This is a genomic window from Enterobacter cloacae complex sp. SHL001 (assembly GCF_049236825.1).
GTDB lineage: Bacteria > Pseudomonadota > Gammaproteobacteria > Enterobacterales > Enterobacteriaceae > Enterobacter > Enterobacter hormaechei_C.
This window is the reverse complement of sequence record NZ_JBMKIP010000001.1, coordinates 704,107-728,391: the sequence shown is the minus strand read 5'-3', so window position 1 is coordinate 728,391 and position 24,285 is coordinate 704,107. Positions and strand designations below refer to the sequence as shown.

Sequence of the window (24,285 nt, the reverse complement as noted above, 5' to 3'; positions counted from 1 at the left end):
TGCGCTTACCCGACCTACAAAATCCGATGGCTAATCTAATCTTCTTTTCGTTTTCATCCACGTCAGCCCGATAAACATCACCGCCGACGCCAGCAAAAACAGGGTGTTGATAATCAGCACCACCGGAATATTTCCCGCCAGGAACAGGCTTTGCAGGGTGCTCACAAAGTAGCGCGCCGGAATGATGTACGTCACGGCGCGGATCACCGCCGGCATACTGTCTATCTGGAAGATAAAGCCGGAGAGCATAATCGACGGCAGGAAGGCGGCATTAAGCGCCACCTGCGCGGCGTTAAACTGGTTGCGGGTGATGGTGGAAATTAACAGTCCCATCCCCAGCGTGCTGAGCAAAAACAGGCTGGTAATAAAGAACAGCAGCACCAGCGAGCCGCGGTACGGCACGCCAAGAATAAATACCGAGACCAGCATACACAGCAGCATCGCCAGCATGCCGAGGAAGTAGTAGGGGATCAGCTTGCAGAGCAGCAGCTCGACGCGCGTCACTTCGGTCGAGAGCAGCGCCTCCATGGTGCCGCGCTCCCACTCGCGGGCGATCACCAGCGAGGTCAAAATCGCGCCGATTACCGTCATGATGATGGTCACCGCGCCCGGAATAATAAAGTGCTGGCTGATGGCGGCGGGGTTAAACCAGTAGCGCGTCTGCACATCGATCAGTGGCTCAAACTCCTCACCCCGGTCTTCGGCGCGCTGCATCTGCCAGAGCTGCCAGATCCCCTCCGCGTAGCCCTGCACGAAGTTGGCGGTGTTCGGCTCGCTGCCGTCGGTGATCACCTGAATCGGCGCATCGGTTTCAGCGCGCGCCATATTGGCGGCGAAATCGACCGGAATGACGATCAGACCGCGAATTTTCCCGGCCTGCATTTTCTGGATCAATTCCTGCCGGTTGTCGCTGATGGTGGCGTCAATGTAGGGCGAACCGGTCATGGCGTGAGTGAAGTCCAGCGCCTCTTCGCTCTGCTGCTCCAGCAAAATCCCGACCCGCAGCTTGCTGGAGTCGAGGTTAATCCCGTAGCCGAAAATAAACAGCAGCAGCAGGGGGATCACCACCGCAATCAGCCAGCTGCTGGGGTCACGCACAATCTGCCGCGTCTCTTTGACGCACAGGGCGCGCACCCGGCGCCAGGAAAGGGCGTTACTGCGCATGAGTATTCTCCTTATCCCAGTCGTGGATGAGGGTGATAAACGCCTGCTCCATGGTTGGGTCTGGCTGCGCGTCGTCGGCGGCCTGCGCTTTCAGGTCATCCGGGGTGCCGTGGGCAATCAGCTTGCCGCGATAGACCAGCCCGATGCGGTCGCAATACTCTGCCTCGTCCATAAAGTGGGTGGTGACCATCACGGTCACGCCTTTTTCCACCATGCTATTGATATGCAACCAGAATTCTCGGCGGGTGAGGGGGTCCACGCCTGAAGTTGGTTCATCAAGAAACAGGATATCCGGCTCGTGCATCAGTGAGCAGGCCAGCGCCAGCCGCTGTTTGAAGCCAAGCGGCAGCGCTTCGGTAGCGTGTGAGGCGATATCGGTCAGGCCGAAGGCGTCGCACATGCGACCGATCTTCTCATTCTGTGCCCGTCCCCGCAGGCCATAGACGCCGGAGAAAAATCGCAGATTTTGCTCCACCGTCAGGTTGCCGTAGAGCGAAAACTTCTGCGCCATATAGCCCAGGTGCTGGCGCGCCTTGCCGGAGCTGACTTTGAGATCCATGTTCAGCACCAGCGCTTTGCCGGAGGTCGGTACCAGCAGGCCGCACATCATTTTAAAGGTGGTGGATTTCCCCGCGCCGTTCGGCCCGAGCAGGCCAAATATCTCGCCGCGCTTCACGGCAAAATTGACGTTATCGGTGGCGGCGAAATCGCCGAATTTTTTGGTGAGCGATTTCGCTTCAATGACCGTTTCGCCCGGCGTGCCTTCCACCGTGTGCAGGATGGCGCCAAGCGGTGATTCTGAGGTTCCCGCCCCGCCCAGCAGATCGATAAACGCATCTTCAAAGCGCGGCGCGGTCTCTGTCATGTCGATCTCAGGCATACCCTGCGCACGGCGGATATCGTCGGCGGTAGTCTCTTTTTTGAGGATCACGCGCACCGAACGGCCCTGAATCATCCCGTCGCTCACCTGCGGCAGCTTCAGTACCCGTTGCAGCAGCTTGCGGTTGGACTCCTGCGCGCTGTGCAGCAGAAAACTGCGCCCGGCCATGGTTTGCGTCAGCTCGGTGGGTTCGCCCTGATAGAGCAGTTCGCCTTCATTCATCAGCAGCACGTCGCGGCACTGCTCTGCTTCATCAAGGTAAGAGGTACTCCAGAGGATCAGCATGCCGTCACCCGCCAGCTCGTGCACCATCTGCCACAGCTCGCGGCGGGAAATCGGGTCCACGCCCACGCCGGGTTCATCCAGCAATAGCACCTTCGGTTCGCCCACCAGCGTGCAGGCCAGCCCCAGCTTCTGCTTCATCCCGCCGGAAAGTTTGCCCGCCAGCCGGTCGGTGAACGGGCCGAGGGAGGTAAACGCCAGCAGACGCTGGAAGGTTTTCTGCCGGGTTTCGCCGGTAACGCTGCGCAGATCGGCATACAGGTTGAGGTTTTCCATTACCGTCAGATCTTCGTACAGACCAAACTTCTGCGGCATATAGCCGAGCATGCCGTGGAGCGCCGCGTCGTCTTTGATCGGATCGAGGCCAAGCACGCTGGCACTGCCTTCATCCGGCTTCAGCAATCCCGCCAGCATCCGCATCAGCGTGGTTTTACCCGCGCCGTCCGGCCCCACCAGCCCGGTCACATAGCCTTTCTGAATCGTACAATTCAGCGGCGCGACCGCCGGTTTGGCCATTCCCGGGAAGCGTTTGACCAGATTGTTGAGCTGGATAACCGCATCATTCATGTCGTTCCCCGTCGTTTAAGGTCACGGTAACAGGCATGCCCTGACGCAGCGCGTCGTCCGCATCGGTGACGATGATGCGCAGGCGATACACCAGGTCGGTACGCAGGTCCGGGGTTTCAACGGTTTTTGGCGTGAACTCGGCGGTAGGGGAGACGAAGCCCACTTTGCCGTGATACGGCTTGTCCGGGCGACCGTCGGTATAGAGCAGCAGTTCGCGGCCCGGCTGCATCTGGCCAAGATTTGGCTCATCAATGTAAGCGCGCACCCACACCGGACGGGTTAAGGAGAGCGTTAACACGGTGCTGCCCGCGCTGAGCATGCTGCCCGGCTCCACGGCGCGGGTCATCAGCGTGCCGTCAGACGGGGCGACTAACGTGGTGTCGTGCAGATCCAGCTCCGCCTGGGCTAACTGCGCCTGCGCCTGCTCAAGGCTGGCCTTCGCCTGGGCAATGTCCTGCGCACGGTTACCGGTGCGGTACTGGCTTAGCTTATCCTGGGCAGATTTCAGCGTCGCCTGTGCCTGGTCGCGGGATGAGCGCGCGTTTTCCAGGTCGTTGGCGGAAATAGTACGGCTTTTCCATAAGCCTTGCTGACGGTTATAGAAATTCTGCGCATAGTCATAGGCGGCTTTTGCCTGCTTAACGGCAGCGGCCGCCTGGGAGATCTCTTCGTCACGGTAGCCCGCCAGCATCAGGTCGTATTGCGCCTGTGCGACGGAGACGCCTGCTTTTGCCTGCATCAGCGCGTTCTCAAACGGGGCTTTGTCCAGCATTCCCAGCGTCTGCCCGGCTTTGATGGCATCGCCTTCGTCAACGTTCAGCGAGGCCAGCCGTCCGCCGACGCGGAAGCTCATGTTCACGGTGCGGATATCCACGTTGCCGTACAGCGTCAGGCCACGATCCTGCTGGCTCTGATACCACAGCCAGCCACCGATTCCCGCAGCAAGTAACACAACAACCACCAGAATGATGGCGACAGGTTTTTTCATGACTTCTGGCTCCTTTGCGTTAAGCCTTGCAGGATCAGATCAACGTGACAGGTAATGACCTGGCTAATTTGCGCGGCTTTATCCTCATCGAATTGTGTCCAGCCCGTACGTAACAGGATGGTCTCACGCCCCAGACGGAAGGCGAGCACTTCGCCCAGCAGGGCGTGGGTATGCAAAATGGTGTCGGTATCGCTGGCGTCCCGTCCGGTATAGGCGGCGATCAGCCGGGTCAGATGGCTGTGCATCGGGGCGATCACCTGATCGTGCACCAGCTGGTACGCGGCAGTGGGGGAGAGCTGCTCGCGGGAGATAAATTTGCTCAGGTTCAGCGTATCGTCGTGCGTCAGCAAGCGGATCATGTTGTGACAGGCGTTAAGGATCAGCTGGCGGATGGCAGCCCGGTCAGGCTCTGGCTGGCTGAACAGCGCGGTGGCTTCTTCCACGTGCGGGCGAAAGCTGGTGCCGATAAAATCCGCGATCCACTGGGCGCAGGCGAGGTATAAATCCTCTTTTGAGCCAAAATAGTAGGTGATGGCCGCAATATTCTGCCCGGCCTGAGCGGCGATATCCCGCGTGGTGGCATGCAGACCATACTCGCCAAACTGCGCCAGCGCGGCGGCGATAAGCTGACTTTTCGCCTGTTCGCCTTTGGTTGTCGTTGGGGTTGTATTCATAGCAGCATTAAAAATTAATCAATCGATTGATTAAGATTATGCCTGATTTGCGCAAACGTCGAGTCATGGCCGAGGATATTTTATGCGCCACGTCACAAAAGCTGCTACACTCCGCTCCTTCGCGACATTGTGGTTTTTGTCCTTCTATTCGTTATATCTCCCTGAAAACTACACCTGTGATGGTCGGGGCGGTTCGGAGTTTTTATGTCTTTTGATTCCCTTGGTCTGAACCCGGAAATTCTGCGCGCCATCGCAGAGCAGGGCTACGTTGAGCCAACCCCTATCCAGCAGCAGGCCATTCCGGCCGTTTTGCAGGGCCGTGACCTGATGGCAAGCGCGCAGACCGGTACCGGTAAGACCGCGGGCTTTACCCTGCCGCTGCTGGAGCTGTTGGTAAAAAACCAGCCGCACGCCAAAGGCCGTCGTCCGGTGCGTGCGCTGATCCTCACCCCAACCCGCGAACTGGCGGCCCAGATTGGCGAGAACGTGCGTGAATACAGCCGCTACCTCAACATTCGTTCGCTGGTGGTTTTCGGCGGGGTAAGCATTAACCCGCAGATGATGAAGCTGCGCGGCGGCGTGGACGTGCTGGTGGCAACGCCGGGGCGTCTGCTGGATCTGGAACACCAGAACGCGGTGAAGCTCGATAACATCGAAATTCTGGTGCTGGACGAAGCCGACCGTATGCTGGATATGGGCTTCATCCACGATATTCGCCGCGTGCTGGCGAAGCTGCCGACGCGTCGTCAGAACCTGCTCTTCTCGGCAACCTTCTCCGACGAGATCAAGGCACTGGCGGAAAAGCTGCTGCATAACCCGCTGGAAGTGGAAGTCGCGCGCCGCAATACCGCCTCCGAGCAGGTGACGCAGCACGTGCACTTTGTGGATAAGAAGCGCAAGCGGGAACTGCTCTCCCAGATGATCGGCCAGGGCAACTGGCAGCAGGTACTGGTCTTTACCCGCACCAAGCACGGCGCTAACCACCTGGCGGAACAGCTCAATAAAGACGGTATTCGCAGCGCGGCGATCCACGGCAACAAGAGTCAAGGTGCGCGTACCCGCGCGCTGGCTGATTTTAAATCCGGCGACATACGTGTGCTGGTGGCAACCGACATCGCCGCCCGTGGCCTGGACATTGAAGAGCTGCCGCACGTGGTGAACTACGAGCTGCCAAACGTGCCGGAAGACTACGTGCACCGTATCGGCCGTACCGGCCGTGCGGCGGCAACCGGGGAAGCGCTCTCTCTGGTCTGCGTGGATGAACACAAGCTGCTGCGCGACATCGAACGCCTGCTGAAGAAAGAGATCCCACGCATTGAAACCCCGGGATATGAAGTGGACCCGTCGATCAAAGCTGAGCCAATTCAGAACGGTCGTCAGGGCGGCGGTCGCGGTCAGGGCGGCGGCGGTCGCGGTCAGCAGCCGCGTCGTGCCGAAGGTGGCGCGCCGAAATCTTCGGGCAAACCGCCGCGTCGTAATAACGACAGCAAACCAGCCGGTGAAAACCCGTGGCGTAGCGGCGAAGGGAAACCGGCAGGCGAGGGGCAGCGCCGACGCCGCCCGCGTAAACCTGCTAACCCGCAGTAATCTGGAAGCCCGGTCGTAAAGCCGGGCTTTTCTTTTTGCGGCAGCGGAGAGAAAGTGCCACAATAGTGGCTGTTTATACAGTATTTCAGGTTTTCCGATGGCTTTAACCGCTGCGCTCAAGGCGCAAATTGGCGCATGGTATAAGGCGCTACAACAGCAGATCCCCGACTTTATCCCCCGAGCCCCGCAGCGGCAGATGATTGCCGACGTGGCAAAAACGCTCGCCGGGGACGACGGACGACATCTGGCGATTGAAGCCCCGACCGGCGTCGGGAAAACCCTGTCGTATCTCATTCCCGGCATTGCCATCGCGCGGGAAGAAGACAAAACGCTGGTGGTCAGTACCGCTAACGTGGCCTTGCAGGATCAGATCTTCAGCAAAGATTTGCCGCTGCTGCGCAAAATTATCCCCGATTTACGGTTCACCGCCGCCTTTGGTCGCGGGCGCTACGTCTGCCCGCGCAATCTGGCGGCGCTGGCCAGCAGTGAACCCTCCCAGCAGGATCTGCTCGCGTTTCTTGATGACGAGCTGACGCCAAACAACAAGGCGGAGCAGGAGCAGTGTGCAAAGCTAAAGGCCGATCTCGACGGCTACAGGTGGGACGGCCTGCGGGATCACACCAGCCAGGCGATCGGCGACGACCTGTGGCGCAGGCTCAGCACCGATAAAGCGAGCTGCCTGAACCGCAACTGTCACTACTATCGCGAGTGCCCGTTCTTTGTCGCCCGGCGTGAGATTCAGGAAGCGGAGGTGGTTGTCGCCAACCATGCGCTGGTGATGGCTGCCCTGGAGAGTGAAGCGGTCCTGCCGGAGCCCAAAAACCTGCTGCTGGTGCTGGATGAAGGTCATCATCTGCCCGACGTGGCGCGGGATGCGCTGGAGATGAGTGCAGAAATTACCGCCCCGTGGTTTCGCCTGCAACTGGATCTGTTCTGCAAGCTGGTGGCAACCTGCATGGAGCAGTTCCGCCCGAAAACCACGCCGCCGCTGGCGGTCCCGGAGCGGTTGAGCGAGCACTGTGAAGAGGTGTACGGCCTCATCGCCTCGCTGAATAACATTCTCAACCTGTATCTCCCCGCCACCCAGGAAGCGGAACACCGCTTTGCGATGGGGGAGTTGCCACAGGAAGTGATGGAGATTTGCCAGCAGCTGGCGAAGCACCTTGAAAAGCTGCGCGGGCTGGCGGAGATGTTCCTCAACGATCTCAGCGAGAAAACCGGTACCCATGACGTGGTGCGCTTGCACCGCATTCTGCTGCAAATGAACCGCGCGCTGGGCATGTTTGAGGCGCAGAGCAAACTCTGGCGGCTGGCCTCGATGGCGCAGGCGTCCGGGGCGCCAGTGACAAAGTGGGCCACCCGCGAAGTGCGAGACGGGCAGGTACATCTGTTCTTCCACTGCGTGGGCATCCGCGTGGCCGATCAGCTGGAAAAGCTGATCTGGCGCAGCGTGCCGCACGTGGTAGTGACGTCGGCGACCCTGCGTTCACTGAACAGCTTCTCAAGGTTGCAGGAAATGAGCGGCCTGAAAGAGAAAGCGGGGGACCGTTTTGTGGCCCTGGACTCGCCGTTCAACCACTGTGAGCAGGGCAAGCTGGTGATCCCGCGCATGAACTATGAGCCGCTTATCGATAACGAAGAGCAGCATATTGCGGAAATGGCGGCCTACTTCCGCGAGCAGGTTGAGAGTAAAAAATACCCCGGTATGCTGGTGCTGTTTGCCAGCGGCCGCGCGATGCAACGCTTTCTGGAGCACGTCACCGATCTGCGCTTACTCCTGCTGGTGCAGGGCGATCAGCCGCGCTATCGGCTGGTGGAAACCCACCGTAAACGCATTGATAACGGCGAGCGTAGCGTGCTGGTGGGGCTACAGTCCTTTGCGGAAGGGCTGGATTTAAAAGGCGACTACCTGACGCAGGTGCATATCCATAAAATTGCCTTCCCGCCCATCGACAGCCCGGTGGTGATCACCGAAGGCGAATGGCTGAAAAGCCTTAACCGTTATCCGTTTGAAGTGCAAAGCCTGCCTGCGGCGTCGTTTAACCTGATCCAGCAGGTCGGGCGCCTGATCCGTAGCCACGGCTGCTGGGGCGAGGTGGTGATTTATGACAAACGTCTGCTCACCAAAAACTATGGCCAGCGGCTGCTGAATGCGCTGCCGATCTTCCCGATTGAGCAGCCAGAGGTGCCGGAGGTAAAAAAACGCCCGGCGAAATCCTCTGCCGGGCGTACAAAAAGCATCCGTGCAAAGAGGCGCGGTCCTACTGGTAAATAAACGTGACCTGAACAACGCTGCTGAACGTGCCGGCGGTAACGGGCAGGGCGGTGGCGTAATAGCGGGCAGAAAGCGGGAAATCGGCGGTATGATCGTCCTGATTCACCAGAACGCTGAAGCTTGCCTGCGGGGCGATGAGCATCTTATCCGGACGATCGGCCAGCTCCAGCGCCAGCCCACCGGCCGTACCGATATTAGCGAATTTGCTCGGGTGCGCGCCGTCGGCCTGGCCGAGAAATGTCGCCGTCGCCAGGGTCGTCGTTGAGGGACATTTTGAGAGCGTTAAATCAAACGCTATCCACTTGCCGGTATCCCCTACATCCTTAAAATTACCCGCGACGGCCTGACCCAGATTAACCGTCAGGTTCTGGCTGGCGCTATCCACCGTGCAGGTATTGGCGTAAATGTTGCCGGTCATTTCTATCTGAATATCCTCCGCATAAGCGTTAGCCAACAGGCCGAGGGTCAGGAAAATCAAATAACTTTTCATTGTGAACCTACTTATACGCAACGGTAATGGTCGCGACGGTGTTGGCCGGCCCGGGCGTGACGATGTCGTTTATCTGCTCGTAGCGTACCTTGAAGGGGATGTTTAAGGTTTCATTTGCGTTCGCGGGGCTTGAGGTGGTGAAGTACTCATCGAAGGCGGGAACCTTGCCATCGGTGACCATAAATACACCTACCCCTGTTGCCACACCGCTCTCGGGTGTGAGCTTAATAACCCCGCCGAAGCCCGGTACGTAGCCGTTCGTACTGCTGATCTTCAGTTCCGGCTGAACGGTTGTATTGCAGGTGATGCTGACGTTGAAGTCTTTTTCATCGGTAAGCAGGCCAGTTGTGAAAAACTGGCTCACGGGAAAATCGCCCAACACAACGGTCAGGCTTTTTGGCGAGACGGAACAGGTTACTTCCTGGAGAATGATATTCCCTGCATAGGAGATTGAGTTGGGATCACCGATGCCCTCGTGGTGATAAAGACCAATACCAAAACGGGTCTGATTTTGATCCAGTGTGCCCGATGCCACCGCAGTGCTGGTTTTGACCAGCTCCAGCGTAACGTCGAAATCAAAAGTGCGTTTACCGTCACTTGAGACGTAACCGACCGGCGTTCCCGTAGAGATACAGTTAACCCCTCCGCCTCCGCTGATGCGTTGGCCCCGATCGTTCATCAATGCCACACCAATACCGGGTACGCCAGAAGCGTAGACGCCTTTCAGGCCTGAAATTTCAGCGCCCGTGCCGTAATAGCAAGAGACAATTTCCAGCCCGCTGTCTATCGACTGGTCGCAACTCCCGGCGACATGGGTGACTTGTTCAGTACCCGGGATGGTCTCGCCAACGGTCAGCGTCGTGGGGACTGAGATGGAGGCCACGTTAATCATTTTGGGCAGATCTGGCGTGGTGCAGGTCGCCTTCGCATGCGGCATAAATAACGCGGCGGTTCCCAGAACCAGTAATAAAAAGCACTGTTTAATCATTTGCATAATCGTTAGCCTGAATGGTAATCAATGGCACTGCGCGGCAGCGTTTATGATGCTTGTTTTTTCTTTCTCATCCGTTAGCGCATAGTCAGCAACGCAGTGCTCGCTCGCCTCCTGTCCCCAGGAAACGTTGAGATGCCCTTGCTGCGGCAGACCCGAGAGGTAAGTCTGGCCGTCATTTCCGACAATAAATTCGCTGTCCTTATCCCCGGTGGTCACCGTTGCGCCGAAGGGCAGCGGTTTACCATTTTGTGTAAGCGTTATCAGGACGCGGTTACCCACGCGGGTAGTAAAGCTGGCGCGCACCACGGCCCCGCGGGTTGGCGTCACAATTTGCGCCGCGTGGGTGACGTCGGCATCCTCCGGCAGCGTTTCGGTATCCAGTGCGATGGTGTTATGGCGATAAGCGGTCACGAACGGCACGACGGTATAGCCGCGGAAGTCAGTCTCCACGCCTGTCTGGTTGGTGATATGGGTGCCGTGCGTACCTGGCGCTTTCACCAGCGCGATGGTTTCACCGAGCGGTTGGCTCAGGGTTATCCCGTTAGCGTGGGCCACCACGCCGCCCTGCAAACCGACGTTCAGGGTCTGCTGATACTTATCCTGACTGACGCCTGCGCTCACTTCGCCGTAGGTCGCTTTGTAATCGGCGTTGATGCTGGTGGAGTTACCGCTGCCGGTGCTGCTCAGCCCTTCCTGGATATTCCAGTTCAGGTTGTCTTCTTTCAGCGCCGTACCGTTAAGACCGATGTTCTGCGTGGTGCCGTCTTTGGTGTTGTTCAGGTTGTACGTGGCCCAGGTATTATGCATCCAGCGATCCAGCGGAACCGAAACGCTCAGCGAGAACTGGTTGTCGTTTGTTACCTCATTACCGTCTTCATCGCTGTCGTGGGTGTTTTTGTTCAAGCTGTAGCTGAGGCTGTAGCTCACGCCGTGCCAGCTGTTGTTGTAGCTGACGCTCAGGGAGGTCATGTTCTGACTCTGGCTCCAGTAAGTTTCCTTCACCATGCTCAGCGTCACCGACCCCCAACCTTCTGGCAGCGTCTGGTCAATGGTGGCTTCTGTACGGGCGCGGCGCTGCTGGGGAGCAGACCAGTCGTCGGCGCGGGTATACGACTCCATAGTGTCGTCCAGGGTGTAAAACCCCTTGCTGTTATAGCGATAGCCCGCAAGCGAAAAGTTGGTGCCTGAACCGGCGAAATCTTTGCTGTAGCGTACGCGCCACGACTGGCCCTTGCTGGACTGCTGTTTTTTCAGCAGGGCTCTGGCGCGGGTCACGTCAATGGAGAACGCCCCGAGATCGCCCATGTTTTTCCCGGCGCCGAGCGCCTGGGACTGATAGTGGCTGCTCTGCTGCACGCCGCCATAGGCCGTGAAGCCGTGAGGTAAACCGTAGATGGCGCTTCCCTGGGCAAACGGCGTCTTTTCAACGTCTTTGTCATAAGAGCGATAACGCCCGGCGGTTACGCTGTAGCGCAGGTTTTTTTCACGCTGCAATACCGGCACGGAGGCAAACGGCACCACGAAATGGCTCTCGCTGCCGTCTGTTTCTTTCACCGTAACCTGGAGGTCACCGCTGCTGCCGGTGGGGTAGAGGTCGTTAATTTCGAATGCGCCCGGCGCGACCGTGTTCTGATAAATCACGTACCCGTTCTGGCGGACCATCACCAGCGCGTTGCTGTGGGCGGTGCCGCGAATAATAGGGGCATAGCCTTTTTCACTGTCCGGCAGCATGTCGCTGTCGGATTTCAGCTCCACGCCGGTGTAGGGGACGCTGTCAAAAACGTCGGAAGGTGAGGTGCTTTGCCCCACCGTCACGTCACTTTTCATTGCCACAATGTCGCGTTGCGCATAGGTATAAACGGAGGTGAATTTCTGTTCCTCCTCGTGGCCCGTGGTGCTGCGATTCCAGGTGGAGTAGTTACGAACGCGCCATGCCCCGAGGTTGAAGCCGGGACGCAGGTTAACGTACTGGCTGCTGCTATCCTCTTCACCCTGCTGGCGCGCATGGCTCTGGCTGGCGTTGACGCTGTAATTAAGCAGGCCCGCGTTGATCCCTTCGTCAAACTCTTTCGGGTCGATGTAACCGCGTGGCACCTGTCCGAGCGCCTTTTGCGGAATGCTCAGCAGCAGCTGCTGATTGCGCACGCGAAAGGTCGCGGATGCCGAAGGGATGGCGTGTAGATCGGCGCACTGACCTTCTGCCCTCAGCTGCGGATATTTTTGCGTTTTGATCCCGAGGCTCTTTAATTCGTCCAGTGTAAAACAGGGCTGAAGCGTGCTGGTGCCCTGCGGATCTTTAACTATGTTAAAGGTCACGTCACGGGTATCAATTTTATTGTTATTGATAAATACCGCGACCTGATATTTACCTGGCGCCTGACCGGGACCTTTTTCATAGACAGACAGATCGGTCTTTTCCTGCTGTGGATTATCAATGTCCAGCAGGGCAGGGTTAAAATAATCATCAGCCAAAACCTGCTGCGCAAAGATCGCCATTGCCAGGCAACAAAAAGTCATCAGTAATGACGAAAATCGGCAGGTGAACGGCTTTTTATGGCGGTACATGATGATTTTATTACCGGGCAATATTATTAATGAACGTGTTTAGACCATGTCTGGCTGATGCTGCCGTAATCAGTAATAATGGAATACGCGACGGTCGAGCCTCCGACATTGCCAGGTAAAGCAAAATGCGTTTCAGTTTTTGGCACAGCCCAGGTGGCTTTCGTGATTTTCTGACCATTCAGGGTGACGGCCTGAAAATTCATATAGAAAGGCGTGGGATTGTTCACCACTAAATCATTCCCTTCGCGATGCCATTCAAGTTTATCGGCCATATCTTCTGGTTTGCCTTTTACCGCTGACGGGCGATAGAGCAATTTAATTCGGGTGTTAATGGCAATTTGCAGCGTATTTACACCCTCAACATGCTTTGAGGAAGGGATCGCTTTAATATTCAGCCAGTACAGAGATTCCCTGTCTTCCGGTAAATTTCCTCCCGTACGCACCACGCGCAGGACGTTATCCTCTTTCGCATCTAGTCGGAAAAGCGGCGGGGTGATCAGGAACGGGGCTTTGGCCGGGTTTTTACCGCCGGAATCGACCCAGGATTGCACCAGATAATCCGTGGTATCTGGATTTGAAAGACCAAGAGATGATTCCTTTTTATCTCCCTGATAGACCAGACGGGTGCCATTGATCACGACACCCGCCTGTGCCGAGGCTGCTACCAGTAAAAGAGTGCTCAGTAAATAACCGTGGCGCATAAAGATTTCTCATTAAAAAGATGAGATATTAATGCCCGCAAGAGCATTAATATCTCAGGATTGATAAGATCAGTTATAAATAACGGTGAAGGTCGATACAGAGTTAGCAGGGCCCGCAGTGACTGCCGCCTGAGTTTGAATATAACGCGCACCAAACTCCAGGTCGTTAACCTCCGTACCGGAGACTAAAGGATATTGCATCGAAGGGGTATACAGGGTGACAGGCTGCCCGGAAGCATCCAGTAGCTGAATCGCCACACCAGTAGCTGCACCGGTATCGGGCGTTAATGCCAGCGTGGCATTATTATTCGCATCCGGGGTACCACCGAAGTTAATCGCAGCCGAGGTTACGGTTTCCGGACAATTGGTTAACTTAATATCAAACTTCGTGAGTGTGCTGGTAGAGCCTGCGCCGGTAAATACCGTTTTAGATACTTTTCCTAACTGAACATCTAATGGATTACTTAATCCATTCACGACCTGGCAAGCAGAATCGATAATTTCTCCGGTGAAATTAATCTGCCCTTCACCGTTGATTGCCGCAAATGCGGATGCAGAACATCCCACCGCTGCGGCGATAAACAACCCTAATGCAACCTTGTTCATAGTAAATCCCGATGTGTTTCTGGCAAAAACGTTGCCTGGACGTTTTTACCGTTGACCCTTAATAACTTTCAGATGTTTATTTAATCAAAAAAAGGGCAGGTACGAATCTTTAGTTCCAATCACAAATAATGCAAATAGTGCTTGAGTTTATTTTTTTACCTGAAAACAGCAGGTTGATAATGATCACAAAACACTATCGGGTGCGTGTTCATCGGGCTATATTGTTAACAAGATGATGCTGTCAGGAGAAATGTCGTGGATTACCGCAAAATTATCAAAGAGGTAGGGCGTGGGAAAAACCATGCTCGCGATCTGGATCAGGAAACGGCCCGTGCGTTGTACACGCATATGCTGAATGGCGACGTGCCGGATCTGGAAATGGGCGGCATTCTGATTGCGCTGCGCATCAAAGGGGAAGGTGAGGCGGAGATGCGCGGTTTTTATGAGGCCATGCAGTCGCAGACGATGCGTTTAACCCCGCCCGTCACGAAGCCGATGCCGATTGTGATCCCGACCTACAATGGCGCGCGTAAGCAGGCAAACCTCACGCCGCTGCTGGCTATTCTGTTGCAGAAACTCGGTTTCCCGGTGGTGGTGCATGGCGTGAGCGAAGATCCGACGCGCGTGCTGACAGAAACCATTCTGGAATTATTAGGCATCGAACCCACTCTCCATGCTGGCCAGGCGCAGGCAAAGCTGGAGGGGAACCAGCCGGTCTATATTCCCGTGCGCGCGCTCTGCCCGCCGCTGGAAAAGCAGCTGGACATGCGCTGGCGCATGGGGGTACGTAACAGCGCCCACACCCTGGCGAAGCTGGCGACGCCGTTTGCCGAAGACGCCGCGCTGCGTCTTTCCAGCGTCTCCCATCCGGAGTACGTGACGCGGGTCGGTCAATTCTTTGCCAAAATCGGCGGGCGAGCGCTGCTGATGCACGGGACTGAAGGGGAGGTTTACGCCAACCCGCAGCGTTGTCCACAGCTGATGCTGATTGAGCCTGCCGGGACGCGGGTCGTGCTGGAACGTGGGGAAGAGAACAGCGATGTGATCCTGCCTGAGTCGAAAGATCCGCAAGTCACCGCGCACTGGATCGTACAGTGTCTGGCCGGAAAGGTGCCGGTTCCGCAGTCTATCAAGCTGCAAATGGCCTGCTGTCTGCTGGCGGCAGGGGAAGTGGCGTCCGTGGACGCCGGGTTGCAGCGCGTGGCGCAGTCGTTTTAAGCAAAAAAAAACCCGTCCAGTGGCGGACGGGCAAACAAGGGTAACAACAACAGGGTCAATGAGGGTTGGAGCATCTCACCAGAGGGTATGGTGAGGGTGGAGCATAATTCGTTCGATTACTTGTAGATAACCGCGGTACCGCTCAGTTTGTTATTACCGTTAGTGGAGGTGATGGTGTATCCACTTGCGCCGGCAGCGGCAGCTTTTTCCGCCAGTTTGGCTTCCAGACCGTCCAGCGTGGTCGCGCCTTCAGCACTCACCACCCCGATTTTGTTCAGATCCTGTGACTGAGTAGAGGAGACTGGCTCTACGGCGAAAGCGCCGAAAGACAGAGCGGACAGGGCAACAGCGGCAACAGCATATTTGATGGTTTTCATAGGTCAATTCTCGCAGGTTATTCTGTTAAGGGGACGATGTTCCGTCGATGTGATAAGTATCACGGTTTTTAGTGGAAGATAAAATCGAAGAGAATTGACGTGGTTACTCAAAAAAATTGAATGACAAATAACTTATTGATTATTAATAAATTCAGAAGCGCAATTGACATTTCTTGGGGATGCGCTTTACAGAAGCCATCGGAAGGGCACGTTTTGCTACGCGTTTCGCTAAAAGTCGTGAACGTAAAGTAAACGGCTGGCGCGGTTAACTTCGGTAAAGGAAAGTCAACGTAACTGGCTGTCTTTCGATCCTCTACGATTATATCCTGAATGTGCCGCATTTTTTGAATCTTTCTCCTGCTGACAGGCAATGCATAGCCGTACGCCAGGAATGGCTTTACGCCGTGCTTCAGGAATCGGATCCCCGCACTCTTCGCATTCCGTCAAACTTTCGCCGCGCGGAATTTCACCGCGAGCACGCGCGACCGCATCTTCAATGGTACTGTTGATCTGTTCGTTAACGGCGTCGTCATTCGCCCAGCCGGAAGCCATCATGTTCTCCTGATCTGTTTAAGCCATTCATCTTAATATGGGGTTAAAAAACGCACAGTCAAGGCGAAGGAAGGAAATGAGAACTGCATCTGCCTTGCAGATGCAGTGTGGGAAAAGAGGGCGTTATTTATAGATAGTCGCGGTGCCGTACATATGGTTATCACCACCGGCGGCGTTCACCACGAAGCCTTTAGCCCCTTCCTGACGCGCTTTTTCGGCCAGCTTGTCCTGAAGGTCATCAAGGTTGCTTGCCCGGCTGACAGAGACCGTACCGGCCGCACGTAGCTGGCTGGTGTCGTTGCTGTCGGTCAGAGGTTGAACGGACCAGGCTGAGAACGATGCGCCTGCCAGCGCACCCGCAATAATAAAGGTCAGATACTTTTTCATAATCACATCCTCAGGGGAAACAACAGGTGATTCCTCTTAAGTTTAGAAGCCTGACGCGCGTGATTTAGCGCAAAAATTTGATGATGATCTGCTTATTTTTTGAACGATAAATTCTGACAATTTGCTGACAGATCATAGACATACAGGTTGCTGATTTTCGTCGGTTTTTTGTGCAGCGCAGACAGATATTTACCCCCGCGCCGTCACAGGGTATCTTACGCGGCTGTCTAAAGGAGAATGCCATGACTTCCCAAAAGCCGGGATTGCACCCGCGTAACCGCCACCGTAGCCGCTACGACATGAAAGCCCTGTGCCTGAGCTGCCCGGAATTGCAGGATTTTATTGTTCAGACACCAGCCGGTGAACCGTCGGTAAACTTTGCCGATCCGCTGGCGGTTAAGACGCTGAACAAAGCGCTGCTGGCCCATTTTTATGGCGTTACGCACTGGGACATCCCGGATGGCTTTCTCTGCCCACCGGTGCCAGGACGTGCGGATTATGTCCATCATCTTGCCGATCTGCTGGCGGATGATAATGGCGGCGTGGTGCCGAAACAGGCCACCGTGCTTGATATCGGTACGGGCGCGAACCTGATCTACCCCCTGATAGGCGCACATGAGTACCAGTGGCGGTTTACCGGCAGCGAGATCGGCGCCGAGGCCTTTGCCAGCGCACAGGCCATTATCAACGCTAACCCAGGGTTAAGCCGGGCCGTTCGTTTGCGTCGTCAAAAGGATCCCGCTGCTATTTTCAACGGCATTATTCACAAGAACGAACAATATGATGCCACCCTGTGCAACCCGCCCTTCCACGACTCCGCCGCCTCCGCACGTGCGGGAAGTGAACGCAAGCGGCGTAACCTGGGCCAGGCTGAAGACGGCGCGCTGAACTTTGGCGGCCAGCAGCAGGAGCTATGGTGCGAGGGCGGGGAAGTGGCATTTATTCTGCGCATGATTGCCGAGAGTAAGGGCTTCGGTCGTCAGGTGAAATGGTTTACCACGCTGGTCTCCCGCGGCGATAACCTGCCGCCGCTTTACCGCGCGCTAACTGACGTCGGCGCGGTGAAGGTAGTCAAAAAAGAGATGGCGCAGGGCCAGAAGCAGAGCCGCTTTATCGCCTGGACCTTTATGGACGATAACAAACGCCGCAAATAGCCCCCCATCGCAGGCCGGGTAAGGCGAAGCCGCCACCCGGCTCGGTTACAGCGTCGGCTCCTGCGGAGGCAGCGGCGAAGCGGGCGGCGACAATACCTGATACGTCTGCACCGGCGCTCTCACGTTCGCCAGATCGAAGTGTTTTTTCACCATGCTGTCGAGGGCGAAGCGCACCGTCCACTGCTTAAGGGGCTGGGTGGTGAACGACACGCGCAGGGTAAAGGCAGTGTTCGTCAGCCCGACGATACCCGCGAAGGACGGTTCACCAATCACCAGCCCGCGAATGTCCTCCATCTCCATCAGTTCGCTCACCGCATCCCGCAGCGCCTGCTTCGCCTTATCTGCATCCTCATGACGATCGACATCATAATTCGCCACCACCGAACCAATGCCGCGCACAAAGTTGGCAAAGGTGGTAATCGATGACCACGGAATAATGTGGTACGCGCCGGTATCCTGACGTACGCCGACGGAGCGAATGGACATCCTCTCCACCGTGCCGGTGAGCGGTCCGATGGTCACCAGATCCCCGGTGTTCATCCCGTTCTCGAACTGGATAAAAACGCCGGTGATAATATCCTTCACCAGCGTCTGCGAACCAAAGGAGATCGCCAGCCCAAGCGCACCGGCACCCGCCAGCAGCGGGGCGATATTCACGCCGATTTCCGACAGTACAATCATGATGGTGATGGTGCTGATGATCACCGCCAGCGCGTTGCGGCACAGGGTCAGCAGCGTGCGGGCGCGGGCGCTCGGCAGCGGCCTGCCGTGGACATCCGACACCAGACGGTTTTCGATAAGGCTTGCCAGCAGCGTCCAGCCGACGGCGGAGAAGAACAGGATCAGCGCGATACGAATAAGAATATCAACGGTCTTTTCCCCCGCGCCGTTATGCAGCCAGTTCCAGAAATCAAACAGCCCCCACGCGTTCAGCAGCAGCATAATTGCCACGCAGACCGTCAGAATACGCGCCACCTTCAGGGATACCGTCATCCAGCCATTTACCCGCTTTTGCAGTTCCGGGTAGTTACGCTGAACCTGCGGCGACAGGGTGATCGTTTTCGACAGCCAGCGGGAGAGCAGGCCAGAGACAAAGGCCGCAATGCCGATAATCGCCAGGCTTTTGAACGTCGCCCCCATCATAAATTTCAGGCTATTGCCCGGATCGAACAGGGAGAAGAAACAGAGCACAATAAAATAGGCGCTGGCCAGCCAGTGCCACACCAGCGCAAAGGCGCGAATAAAGAGGCTGAAAAAGGAGAGGGAGCGATCGGCCAGGTGCAGCAGGCTGTCGGTGATCGCTTTTTTATTGTGGAAGATGAGGTACAGCGCCCAGACGGTAATGCACAGCATGATCAGCACGTTCGCCAGCGCCCCGAACTGCACGTTAACCTGGTTGGAAATAATCGGCACGGCAACCAGCAGGCCATAACCGATCAACCCGCTCAGCACGCTGAGCCGCACCGCCCAGTATTTGGCGCTCTGATCCGAAATGGCGAAGGGGCGAAGGTCCGGCACGCGTGGGCAGAAGATCAACCGCAGGAGGGCTTTAAAGAACTCAATCAGGGCAAATGCATTGAGGAACAGTCCCTGCTGAAACGCGATGGTTTTGTTTCCGGTATTAAGGCGGTCGGCCAGCATCTGGCCGACAAACAGCGTCAGGGCCAGCAGCAGTAAATCGATGACAAACGCCCCGGTAATCATTGCCGGAAGATGCAGCCAGCTGCTTTTATGCTGGTTCTTTTTGCGCCCCCACTGGCCCATTTTCCGGTAAAGCGGCCAGACAGACAGGCGCAACAGCCAGTAAAAAATGAAGACGGCGCCGGCCAGAATGGCAAACTGGGTGGCGGCTGCGGAAAAGGTGTGAGGATTAAAAGGCTTATGTGAGGTGCCAACCAGGTTGCGATAGAGCTGGGCAAAACGCGACGACAGGGCTTCCCCGTAGCGGCGACTGATGTCGGTGACGTTTTCCAGCACCGTTTTTTCTTCTTCGGCTTCCGGCGGCGCAATAGCAGGAACCGGATCCTGAGGCGGCGTGGCGGCCACCTTCCTCAGCTGATCGATCAGCTCCTGTCGGGACGTGTCGTTCTCAAGCACGTCGGCCAGCGCGCCGTAGGCGGCTTTTTTCTTTTCAGCGTCTGGCTCTGGCGGCGCATTTTGCTGGGTGGCGGTGGCTCCGGTGGTAACGCCGGGAAGGGTTACAGCAAGTGATGGCGCGCTAAACAGGCTAAACAGTAGCAACAGGATCCACGGCACGGCGTCCTCCGACAAAAATATCGTGCAAAATGATAAGTATAGAGCGCGGGGAGCGGAGGGGAGTTTTTGGGAACAATCCGGCGTAAAAAAGCCGGGCATGCCCGGCTCTGGGTGTGGCTATCAGGAGACGTGTTGCAGGAACTCCTGGAGGCGCTGGCTTGGTGGGTTCGCAATCAGCGCCTGCGGATTCCCGTCCTCCGCGATACGGCCCTTATCAATGAAGATCAGACGGGACGCCACCTTTTCGGCAAAGCCGATTTCGTGGGTAACGATCACCATCGTCATGCCTTCTTCCGCCAGATCCTGCATAACTTTCAGCACTTCGTGACGCAGCTCCGGGTCGAGTGCCGACGTTGGCTCATCGAACAGCATCATCTTTGGCTTCACCGCCAGCGCACGGGCAATGGCCACGCGCTGCTGCTGGCCGCCGGACAGCTCGGAAGGATAGTGGTGGGCACGCTCCGCCAGACCAACCTTCGCCAGCAGATCTTTTGCCAGCGCTTCCGCTGCCGCTTTGCTGGCCCCGCGCACGCGCAGAGGACCAAACATTACGTTTTCCAGCGCCGTGAGGTGCGGGAACAGGTAGAACTGCTGGAACACCATGCCCGCTTCCTGACGAATCAGGCGCTCGTCCACTTTCGGATCGTTAACCTTCAGACCATCGACGATCAAATCGCCGCTGGTGATCTCCTCAAGCTTGTTAATGCAGCGCAGCAGGGTGGATTTACCGGAACCAGACGGCCCGATGATCACCACCACTTCGCCCTGCCTGATGTTCAAATCGATATTGTGCAGCACCTGGGTTGGGCCAAAGTGCTTGGAAACGTTTTTAAATTCAATCACAGGATTTTCATCCTTCTTTCAAGACGACGCAGAACAAAGCTCAGGACAAGCGTGATAATCAGATAGACAACGGCGACCGCACTCCAGATTTCCAGAGCGCGGAAGTTACCCGCGATGATCTCCTGGCCCTGACGGGTCAGTTCGGCCACGCCGATAACAATAAACAGCGAGGTGTCTTTAATGCTGATGATCCACTGGTTACCCAGCGGCGGCAGCATGCGGCGCAGCGCCAGCGGCAGGATCACGTGACGAATGGTTTCGCGACGGGAAAGACCTAACGCCAGGCCAGCTTCGCTGAAGCCTTTATGAATCGACAGCACCGCACCGCGGGTAATTTCCGCAATGTAGGCGCCGGAGTTGATCATGATGGTGACAACGGCGGCGCTGAACGGGTCGATGCGCAGGTCGGTGAAGGCCATCGGCAGGGCGAAGTAGATGAACATGACCTGCACCACAATGGGGGTGCCGCGGATCACTTCGATGAAAACCAGTGCGATGTGGTTTGCAATACAGCCGCCGTAGGTGCGGGCGAAACCGGCCACCAGACCGATAATCAACCCGCCAACCAGACCGAGGACCGAAATCCACAGGGTCATTTTAGCGCCTTCAAGCAAGAGAGGAATGGCAGGCCAGATGGCGCTCCAGTCAAACTGCATGATGTATTCCTGTATACCGTGGTGAAAAACAAAAAACGTAGGCCCGGTAAGCGGAAGCGCCACCGGGCGTTACAAACCTGAAGTCAGGTGAAATTATTTAGGCTCGGTACCGAACCATTTTTTGTAGATTTCGTTATAGGTGCCGTTCTCTTTCAGGGTTTTCAGCGCGCCGTTAACTTTGTTACGCAGGTCGTCGCTGCCTTTCGGGAACGCAATACCGTACTGCTGAGCTTCCAGGGAATCACCTACCGCTTTGAACTTGCCATTACCGGCGGTTTTGATGAAGTAAAGGATGTTAGGCGTGTCGTGCAGCACCGCGTCAGCGCGGTTGGTGCCTAGTTCCATGTAAGCGTTGTCGATGTTCGGGAACTGACGCAGGTCTTTGGTTTTGATGTTGGCTTTCGCGTAATCAACGGAGCCGGTGCCGCTCTTCACGGCGACCACTTTACCGTCGAGATCTTTCACGCTTTTCACGTCGTTGTTATCCGCTTTCACCATCACCAGCAGGCCGCTTTTGTAGTAGCCGTCAGAGAAGTCGATGGCTTTTTTACGCTCTTCGGTAATGGTGATGCCTGCCAGCGCCAGGTCAACGTTTTTGGTTTGCAGTGCCGGGATAATGCCGCTGAAATCCATTGGCTTCAGGGTGTAATCCAGTTTGAGTTCTTTTGCGACCGCGGCCCACAGATCCACGTCAAAACCAACGTATTTATCACCCTGTTTGAATTCAAACGGTACGAACGCCGTGTCAGTCGCCACAACCAGTTTGTCGGCAGCCTGCGAGGACACCGCAAACGCCAGGGTAAGTGCAGCCAGTGAAACTTTTAATACAGACTTCATAGCATTTCCTTTTATATCCACGGGGCGATCCCCTGCGAGAACCTCAGGCACAATGAAAAAATCGTGCCAATTTTACAAGCTGTTGTTTTGCAAAGGGGATGATGTCACGCATTGCACAAAAAGCGTGGCAATTCTGCCAGGTTGCACCAGAATGGAGCACCGTTTTGGTGCGCTTCGTTAAGGTCTTCTGACAGGGGGATATTTAGCGCAGAATCTGACGAAAAAACAATCTTCCGTTAACGGTTGTGTGAGGTGATTATTACAATTTATTCACTTTTGCGGCCGTTGCGGGCAAAAGTGCGCACCATAAATGTGCAAAACCCCCGCCAGGGGCGAGGGTTATTCGGACAATCCGCAGGGATTATTCGATGTTGGACTCAATGAACCACAGGAACTGATCCAGGTCGCGTGATGCGGCAGTGAAGATATCAGCGGTATCTTCATCTTTGGCTTCGCCAATCGCTTTACGAACATCATTCGCCACAATCGCATAACGATCCGCCAGCTCTTTCAGGTGATCCTGAACGGTATGGATATCCAGCGGATAGCTTTTCAGTGGCGTTTTGCTGTTGATCACCTGTGTGGTACCCAGTGCCACGCCACCCAGCTGTACGGCACGTTCGGCCATGGTATCCAGGTGAGTCACCAGTGCTGTGCGGAAGCCATCCAGCATTTCATGAACGGCAATAAAGTTTGCACCGCGCATATTCCAGTGGGCCTGTTTGGTGATCAGCGAAAGATCGATGAACTGGACCACCTGGCGATTCAGCAACTCGATGGTCGCTTTTTTATCGCTATCCGATACATCGTTACGGGTATAAAGCAGATTAGACGCTTTCGTTTTCACCAGTTTAGCGGTACTCATAATCTCATATCCTCTTGATGTTTGTGTCCCAGGTAATTACGGGACTAAGTATAGCACCGGATTTTTTCTCTGCGATTTGGCTCTGCCTATTGGTTTAATAGTGAAAGGATGGTTGTATTCTCAATACTTTGAAAAATAAGTGTTTTATTTAAATTGATGCAGATCAATCTTAATTCACTTTCCAGGAAGGCGAGCAGGTGAAATATTTTGGCAATATGAGAGAGTTTGTAAGAAATTATTTGAGCTACTGACGTGGCGTATATTCTGCATGGCGGGTTAGCCATGCAGAATTTAAGGCTTAGTTGAGGTCTATTTTTTCCACTTTAGGTTCCGGACGCATGGTCAGGGTGGAGCCCATTGACGCCGCGATAATGGAACAGAGCGCCAGCGTTTGTACCAGGGTCAGGGTTTCACCGAGGAAAATCATTCCTGAGATGGCGGCCAGCGCGGGCTCCATGCTCATGAGCGTACCAAAAATGCGTGTGGGCAGGCGCGTCAGGGCGATCATCTCCAGAGAGTAGGGCAGCGCCGTGGAGAGAATGGCAACCGCCAGCCCAACCGGCAGGATTGACCATTGCCATATTGAGTCTGTCGCTTGTGCCATTCCAATCGGGACAAAGATAACGGCGGCAATCAGCGAGCCTAAGGCGACCGTCGCGGGGCCGTGCTCTTCCCCCGCACGCTGGCCAGTGAGAATATACACCGCCCAGCATGCCCCCGCGCCCAGCGCCAGAGCTGCCCCTGTCAGATCGATTTGTGAAACGCTTTGCCCGAGCGGCAGCAGGAACCATAGCCCCAGCACGGCCAGTACGACCCAGATAAAGTCTACCGGACGACGAGAAGAGAAGAGGGCAACCGCCAGCGGGCCGGTAAATTCAAGCGCGACCGCGATCCCCAGCGGGATCGTCTGAATAGAGAGATAGAACATGTAGTTCATCCCTCCCAGCGCCAGCCCATAAAAAAGCAGTGGCAGTCGCTGCTCCTTTTTAAACCGTAGCCGCCAGGGTTTAAAAACAACCACGAGGATCAGGGTGCCTAATGCGATACGCAGCGCCGTGACGCCGGGCGCACCAACCAGCGGAAACAGCGATTTTGCCAGCGACGCGCCGCTTTGTATGGACATCATCGCGATAAGTATGACTGCCACCGGCATCCAGACCGACGATTTACGAGGTAAACCTGGCATCCTTTCTCCTGTCAATTTATGTCAAATGAGGTAAAAGTCGCAGTGTAATGGAAATAAGCTGCAACGGTTGAGCTACTGTTGAAAAAAATCCAGGGAAAATCCGTAAAATGAGAAAACGTTGATGATTTTATCGCCTGAAAGATTAGGAATAATCTGGATGAACTAAATGGCGATGACGCGC

General features: G+C 55.9%; 22 protein-coding genes. 4 read left to right on the top strand and 18 right to left on the bottom strand.

Going from position 1 to position 24,285, the window contains the following annotated elements; genetic code table 11:
* Positions 1-30 precede the first annotated feature (30 nt).
* From ACOTYH_RS03565 to cecR, 4 genes are read right to left on the bottom strand one after another with little or no spacing between them, the layout of a single operon-like run.
* Positions 31-1,164, bottom strand: a complete 1,134-nt coding sequence (locus tag ACOTYH_RS03565) for an ABC transporter permease (RefSeq protein ID WP_045906632.1) — start codon at positions 1,162-1,164, stop codon at positions 31-33.
* Positions 1,154-2,893 carry an ATP-binding cassette domain-containing protein gene (locus tag ACOTYH_RS03560; RefSeq protein ID WP_047057791.1) on the bottom strand — a complete coding sequence of 580 codons (1,740 nt, stop codon included), beginning with the start codon at positions 2,891-2,893 and terminating at the stop codon, positions 1,154-1,156. Before ACOTYH_RS03560 ends, ACOTYH_RS03565 begins: the two co-directional genes overlap by 11 nt.
* Complete coding sequence (hlyD, locus tag ACOTYH_RS03555; protein ID WP_023296152.1) at positions 2,886-3,881, bottom strand: secretion protein HlyD; 996 nt, start codon at positions 3,879-3,881, stop codon at positions 2,886-2,888. Before hlyD ends, ACOTYH_RS03560 begins: the two co-directional genes overlap by 8 nt.
* Entirely contained in the window at positions 3,878-4,555 is a 678-nt protein-coding gene (gene cecR, locus ACOTYH_RS03550) for a transcriptional regulator CecR (protein WP_003858489.1), read from the bottom strand. Before cecR ends, hlyD begins: the two co-directional genes overlap by 4 nt.
* Positions 4,556-4,759: 204 nt before the next feature.
* On the opposite strand from cecR, the gene rhlE reads away from it, so the two are divergent.
* Together rhlE and dinG are read left to right on the top strand one after the other, a co-directional pair.
* The gene (rhlE, locus tag ACOTYH_RS03545) at positions 4,760-6,142 is read left to right on the top strand and encodes an ATP-dependent RNA helicase RhlE (protein WP_017693771.1); all 1,383 of its coding nucleotides are present in this window, start codon (positions 4,760-4,762) and stop codon (positions 6,140-6,142) included.
* 97 nt (positions 6,143-6,239) lie between these two features.
* Positions 6,240-8,417 (top strand): ATP-dependent DNA helicase DinG, encoded by a 2,178-nt coding sequence (gene dinG / locus ACOTYH_RS03540; RefSeq protein WP_040117404.1) that lies wholly within the window; start codon positions 6,240-6,242, stop codon positions 8,415-8,417.
* Here dinG and ACOTYH_RS03535 read toward each other — a convergent pair.
* The 5 genes from ACOTYH_RS03535 to ACOTYH_RS03515 all read right to left on the bottom strand — a co-directional run bounded on the left by ACOTYH_RS03535 (position 8,404) and on the right by ACOTYH_RS03515 (position 13,773).
* On the bottom strand, positions 8,404-8,907 hold the full coding sequence (locus tag ACOTYH_RS03535) for a fimbrial protein (RefSeq protein WP_033486369.1): 504 nt from the start codon (positions 8,905-8,907) through the stop codon (positions 8,404-8,406). The two genes, dinG and ACOTYH_RS03535, sit on opposite strands and share 14 nt — an antisense overlap.
* A gap of 7 nt (positions 8,908-8,914) precedes the next feature.
* On the bottom strand, positions 8,915-9,901 hold the full coding sequence (locus tag ACOTYH_RS03530) for a fimbrial protein (protein WP_063658895.1): 987 nt from the start codon (positions 9,899-9,901) through the stop codon (positions 8,915-8,917).
* Between the two features lie 21 nt (positions 9,902-9,922).
* Entirely contained in the window at positions 9,923-12,466 is a 2,544-nt protein-coding gene (locus ACOTYH_RS03525; protein WP_192969349.1) for a fimbria/pilus outer membrane usher protein, read from the bottom strand.
* A 26-nt stretch (positions 12,467-12,492) separates the two neighbouring features.
* Entirely contained in the window at positions 12,493-13,167 is a 675-nt protein-coding gene (locus ACOTYH_RS03520) for a fimbrial biogenesis chaperone (RefSeq protein WP_063658891.1), read from the bottom strand.
* A gap of 69 nt (positions 13,168-13,236) precedes the next feature.
* Positions 13,237-13,773: a fimbrial protein gene (locus tag ACOTYH_RS03515; protein ID WP_128771757.1), complete on the bottom strand. Its 537-nt coding sequence runs from the start codon at positions 13,771-13,773 to the stop codon at positions 13,237-13,239.
* Positions 13,774-14,028: 255 nt separating this feature from the next.
* On the opposite strand from ACOTYH_RS03515, the gene ybiB reads away from it, so the two are divergent.
* Complete coding sequence (ybiB, locus tag ACOTYH_RS03510) at positions 14,029-14,991, top strand: DNA-binding protein YbiB (RefSeq protein WP_017693766.1); 963 nt, start codon at positions 14,029-14,031, stop codon at positions 14,989-14,991.
* 116 nt (positions 14,992-15,107) lie between these two features.
* On the opposite strand, the gene ybiJ is transcribed toward ybiB, so the two are convergent.
* The 3 genes from ybiJ to mcbA all read right to left on the bottom strand — a co-directional run bounded on the left by ybiJ (position 15,108) and on the right by mcbA (position 16,307).
* Positions 15,108-15,368, bottom strand: coding sequence for a DUF1471 family protein YbiJ (gene ybiJ, locus ACOTYH_RS03505; RefSeq protein ID WP_032670284.1), 261 nt, complete (start codon positions 15,366-15,368; stop codon positions 15,108-15,110).
* A gap of 285 nt (positions 15,369-15,653) precedes the next feature.
* Entirely contained in the window at positions 15,654-15,920 is a 267-nt protein-coding gene (locus ACOTYH_RS03500) for a DksA/TraR family C4-type zinc finger protein (protein WP_017693765.1), read from the bottom strand.
* Positions 15,921-16,043: 123 nt separating this feature from the next.
* Positions 16,044-16,307: a DUF1471 family periplasmic protein McbA gene (gene mcbA / locus ACOTYH_RS03495; RefSeq protein ID WP_003858470.1), complete on the bottom strand. Its 264-nt coding sequence runs from the start codon at positions 16,305-16,307 to the stop codon at positions 16,044-16,046.
* A gap of 242 nt (positions 16,308-16,549) precedes the next feature.
* Between mcbA and rlmF the strand changes: the two genes are divergently transcribed.
* On the top strand, positions 16,550-17,461 hold the full coding sequence (gene rlmF, locus ACOTYH_RS03490) for a 23S rRNA (adenine(1618)-N(6))-methyltransferase RlmF (protein WP_017384919.1): 912 nt from the start codon (positions 16,550-16,552) through the stop codon (positions 17,459-17,461).
* A 45-nt stretch (positions 17,462-17,506) separates the two neighbouring features.
* On the opposite strand, the gene ybiO is transcribed toward rlmF, so the two are convergent.
* The 6 genes from ybiO to rhtA all read right to left on the bottom strand — a co-directional run bounded on the left by ybiO (position 17,507) and on the right by rhtA (position 24,104).
* On the bottom strand, positions 17,507-19,717 hold the full coding sequence (ybiO, locus tag ACOTYH_RS03485; protein WP_023303335.1) for a mechanosensitive channel protein: 2,211 nt from the start codon (positions 19,715-19,717) through the stop codon (positions 17,507-17,509).
* Positions 19,718-19,837: 120 nt separating this feature from the next.
* Entirely contained in the window at positions 19,838-20,560 is a 723-nt protein-coding gene (gene glnQ / locus ACOTYH_RS03480; RefSeq protein ID WP_006809503.1) for a glutamine ABC transporter ATP-binding protein GlnQ, read from the bottom strand.
* Positions 20,557-21,216 (bottom strand): glutamine ABC transporter permease GlnP, encoded by a 660-nt coding sequence (gene glnP, locus ACOTYH_RS03475; protein WP_421637559.1) that lies wholly within the window; start codon positions 21,214-21,216, stop codon positions 20,557-20,559. The genes glnQ and glnP overlap by 4 nt, the downstream gene beginning before the upstream one ends.
* Before the next feature lie 93 nt (positions 21,217-21,309).
* On the bottom strand, positions 21,310-22,053 hold the full coding sequence (gene glnH / locus ACOTYH_RS03470) for a glutamine ABC transporter substrate-binding protein GlnH (protein ID WP_003858455.1): 744 nt from the start codon (positions 22,051-22,053) through the stop codon (positions 21,310-21,312).
* A 361-nt stretch (positions 22,054-22,414) separates the two neighbouring features.
* Positions 22,415-22,918, bottom strand: coding sequence for a DNA starvation/stationary phase protection protein Dps (gene dps, locus ACOTYH_RS03465; RefSeq protein WP_000100801.1), 504 nt, complete (start codon positions 22,916-22,918; stop codon positions 22,415-22,417).
* Positions 22,919-23,216: 298 nt separating this feature from the next.
* Positions 23,217-24,104, bottom strand: coding sequence for a threonine/homoserine exporter RhtA (gene rhtA / locus ACOTYH_RS03460; RefSeq protein WP_017384917.1), 888 nt, complete (start codon positions 24,102-24,104; stop codon positions 23,217-23,219).
* Between the last annotated feature and the right edge of the window lie 181 nt (positions 24,105-24,285).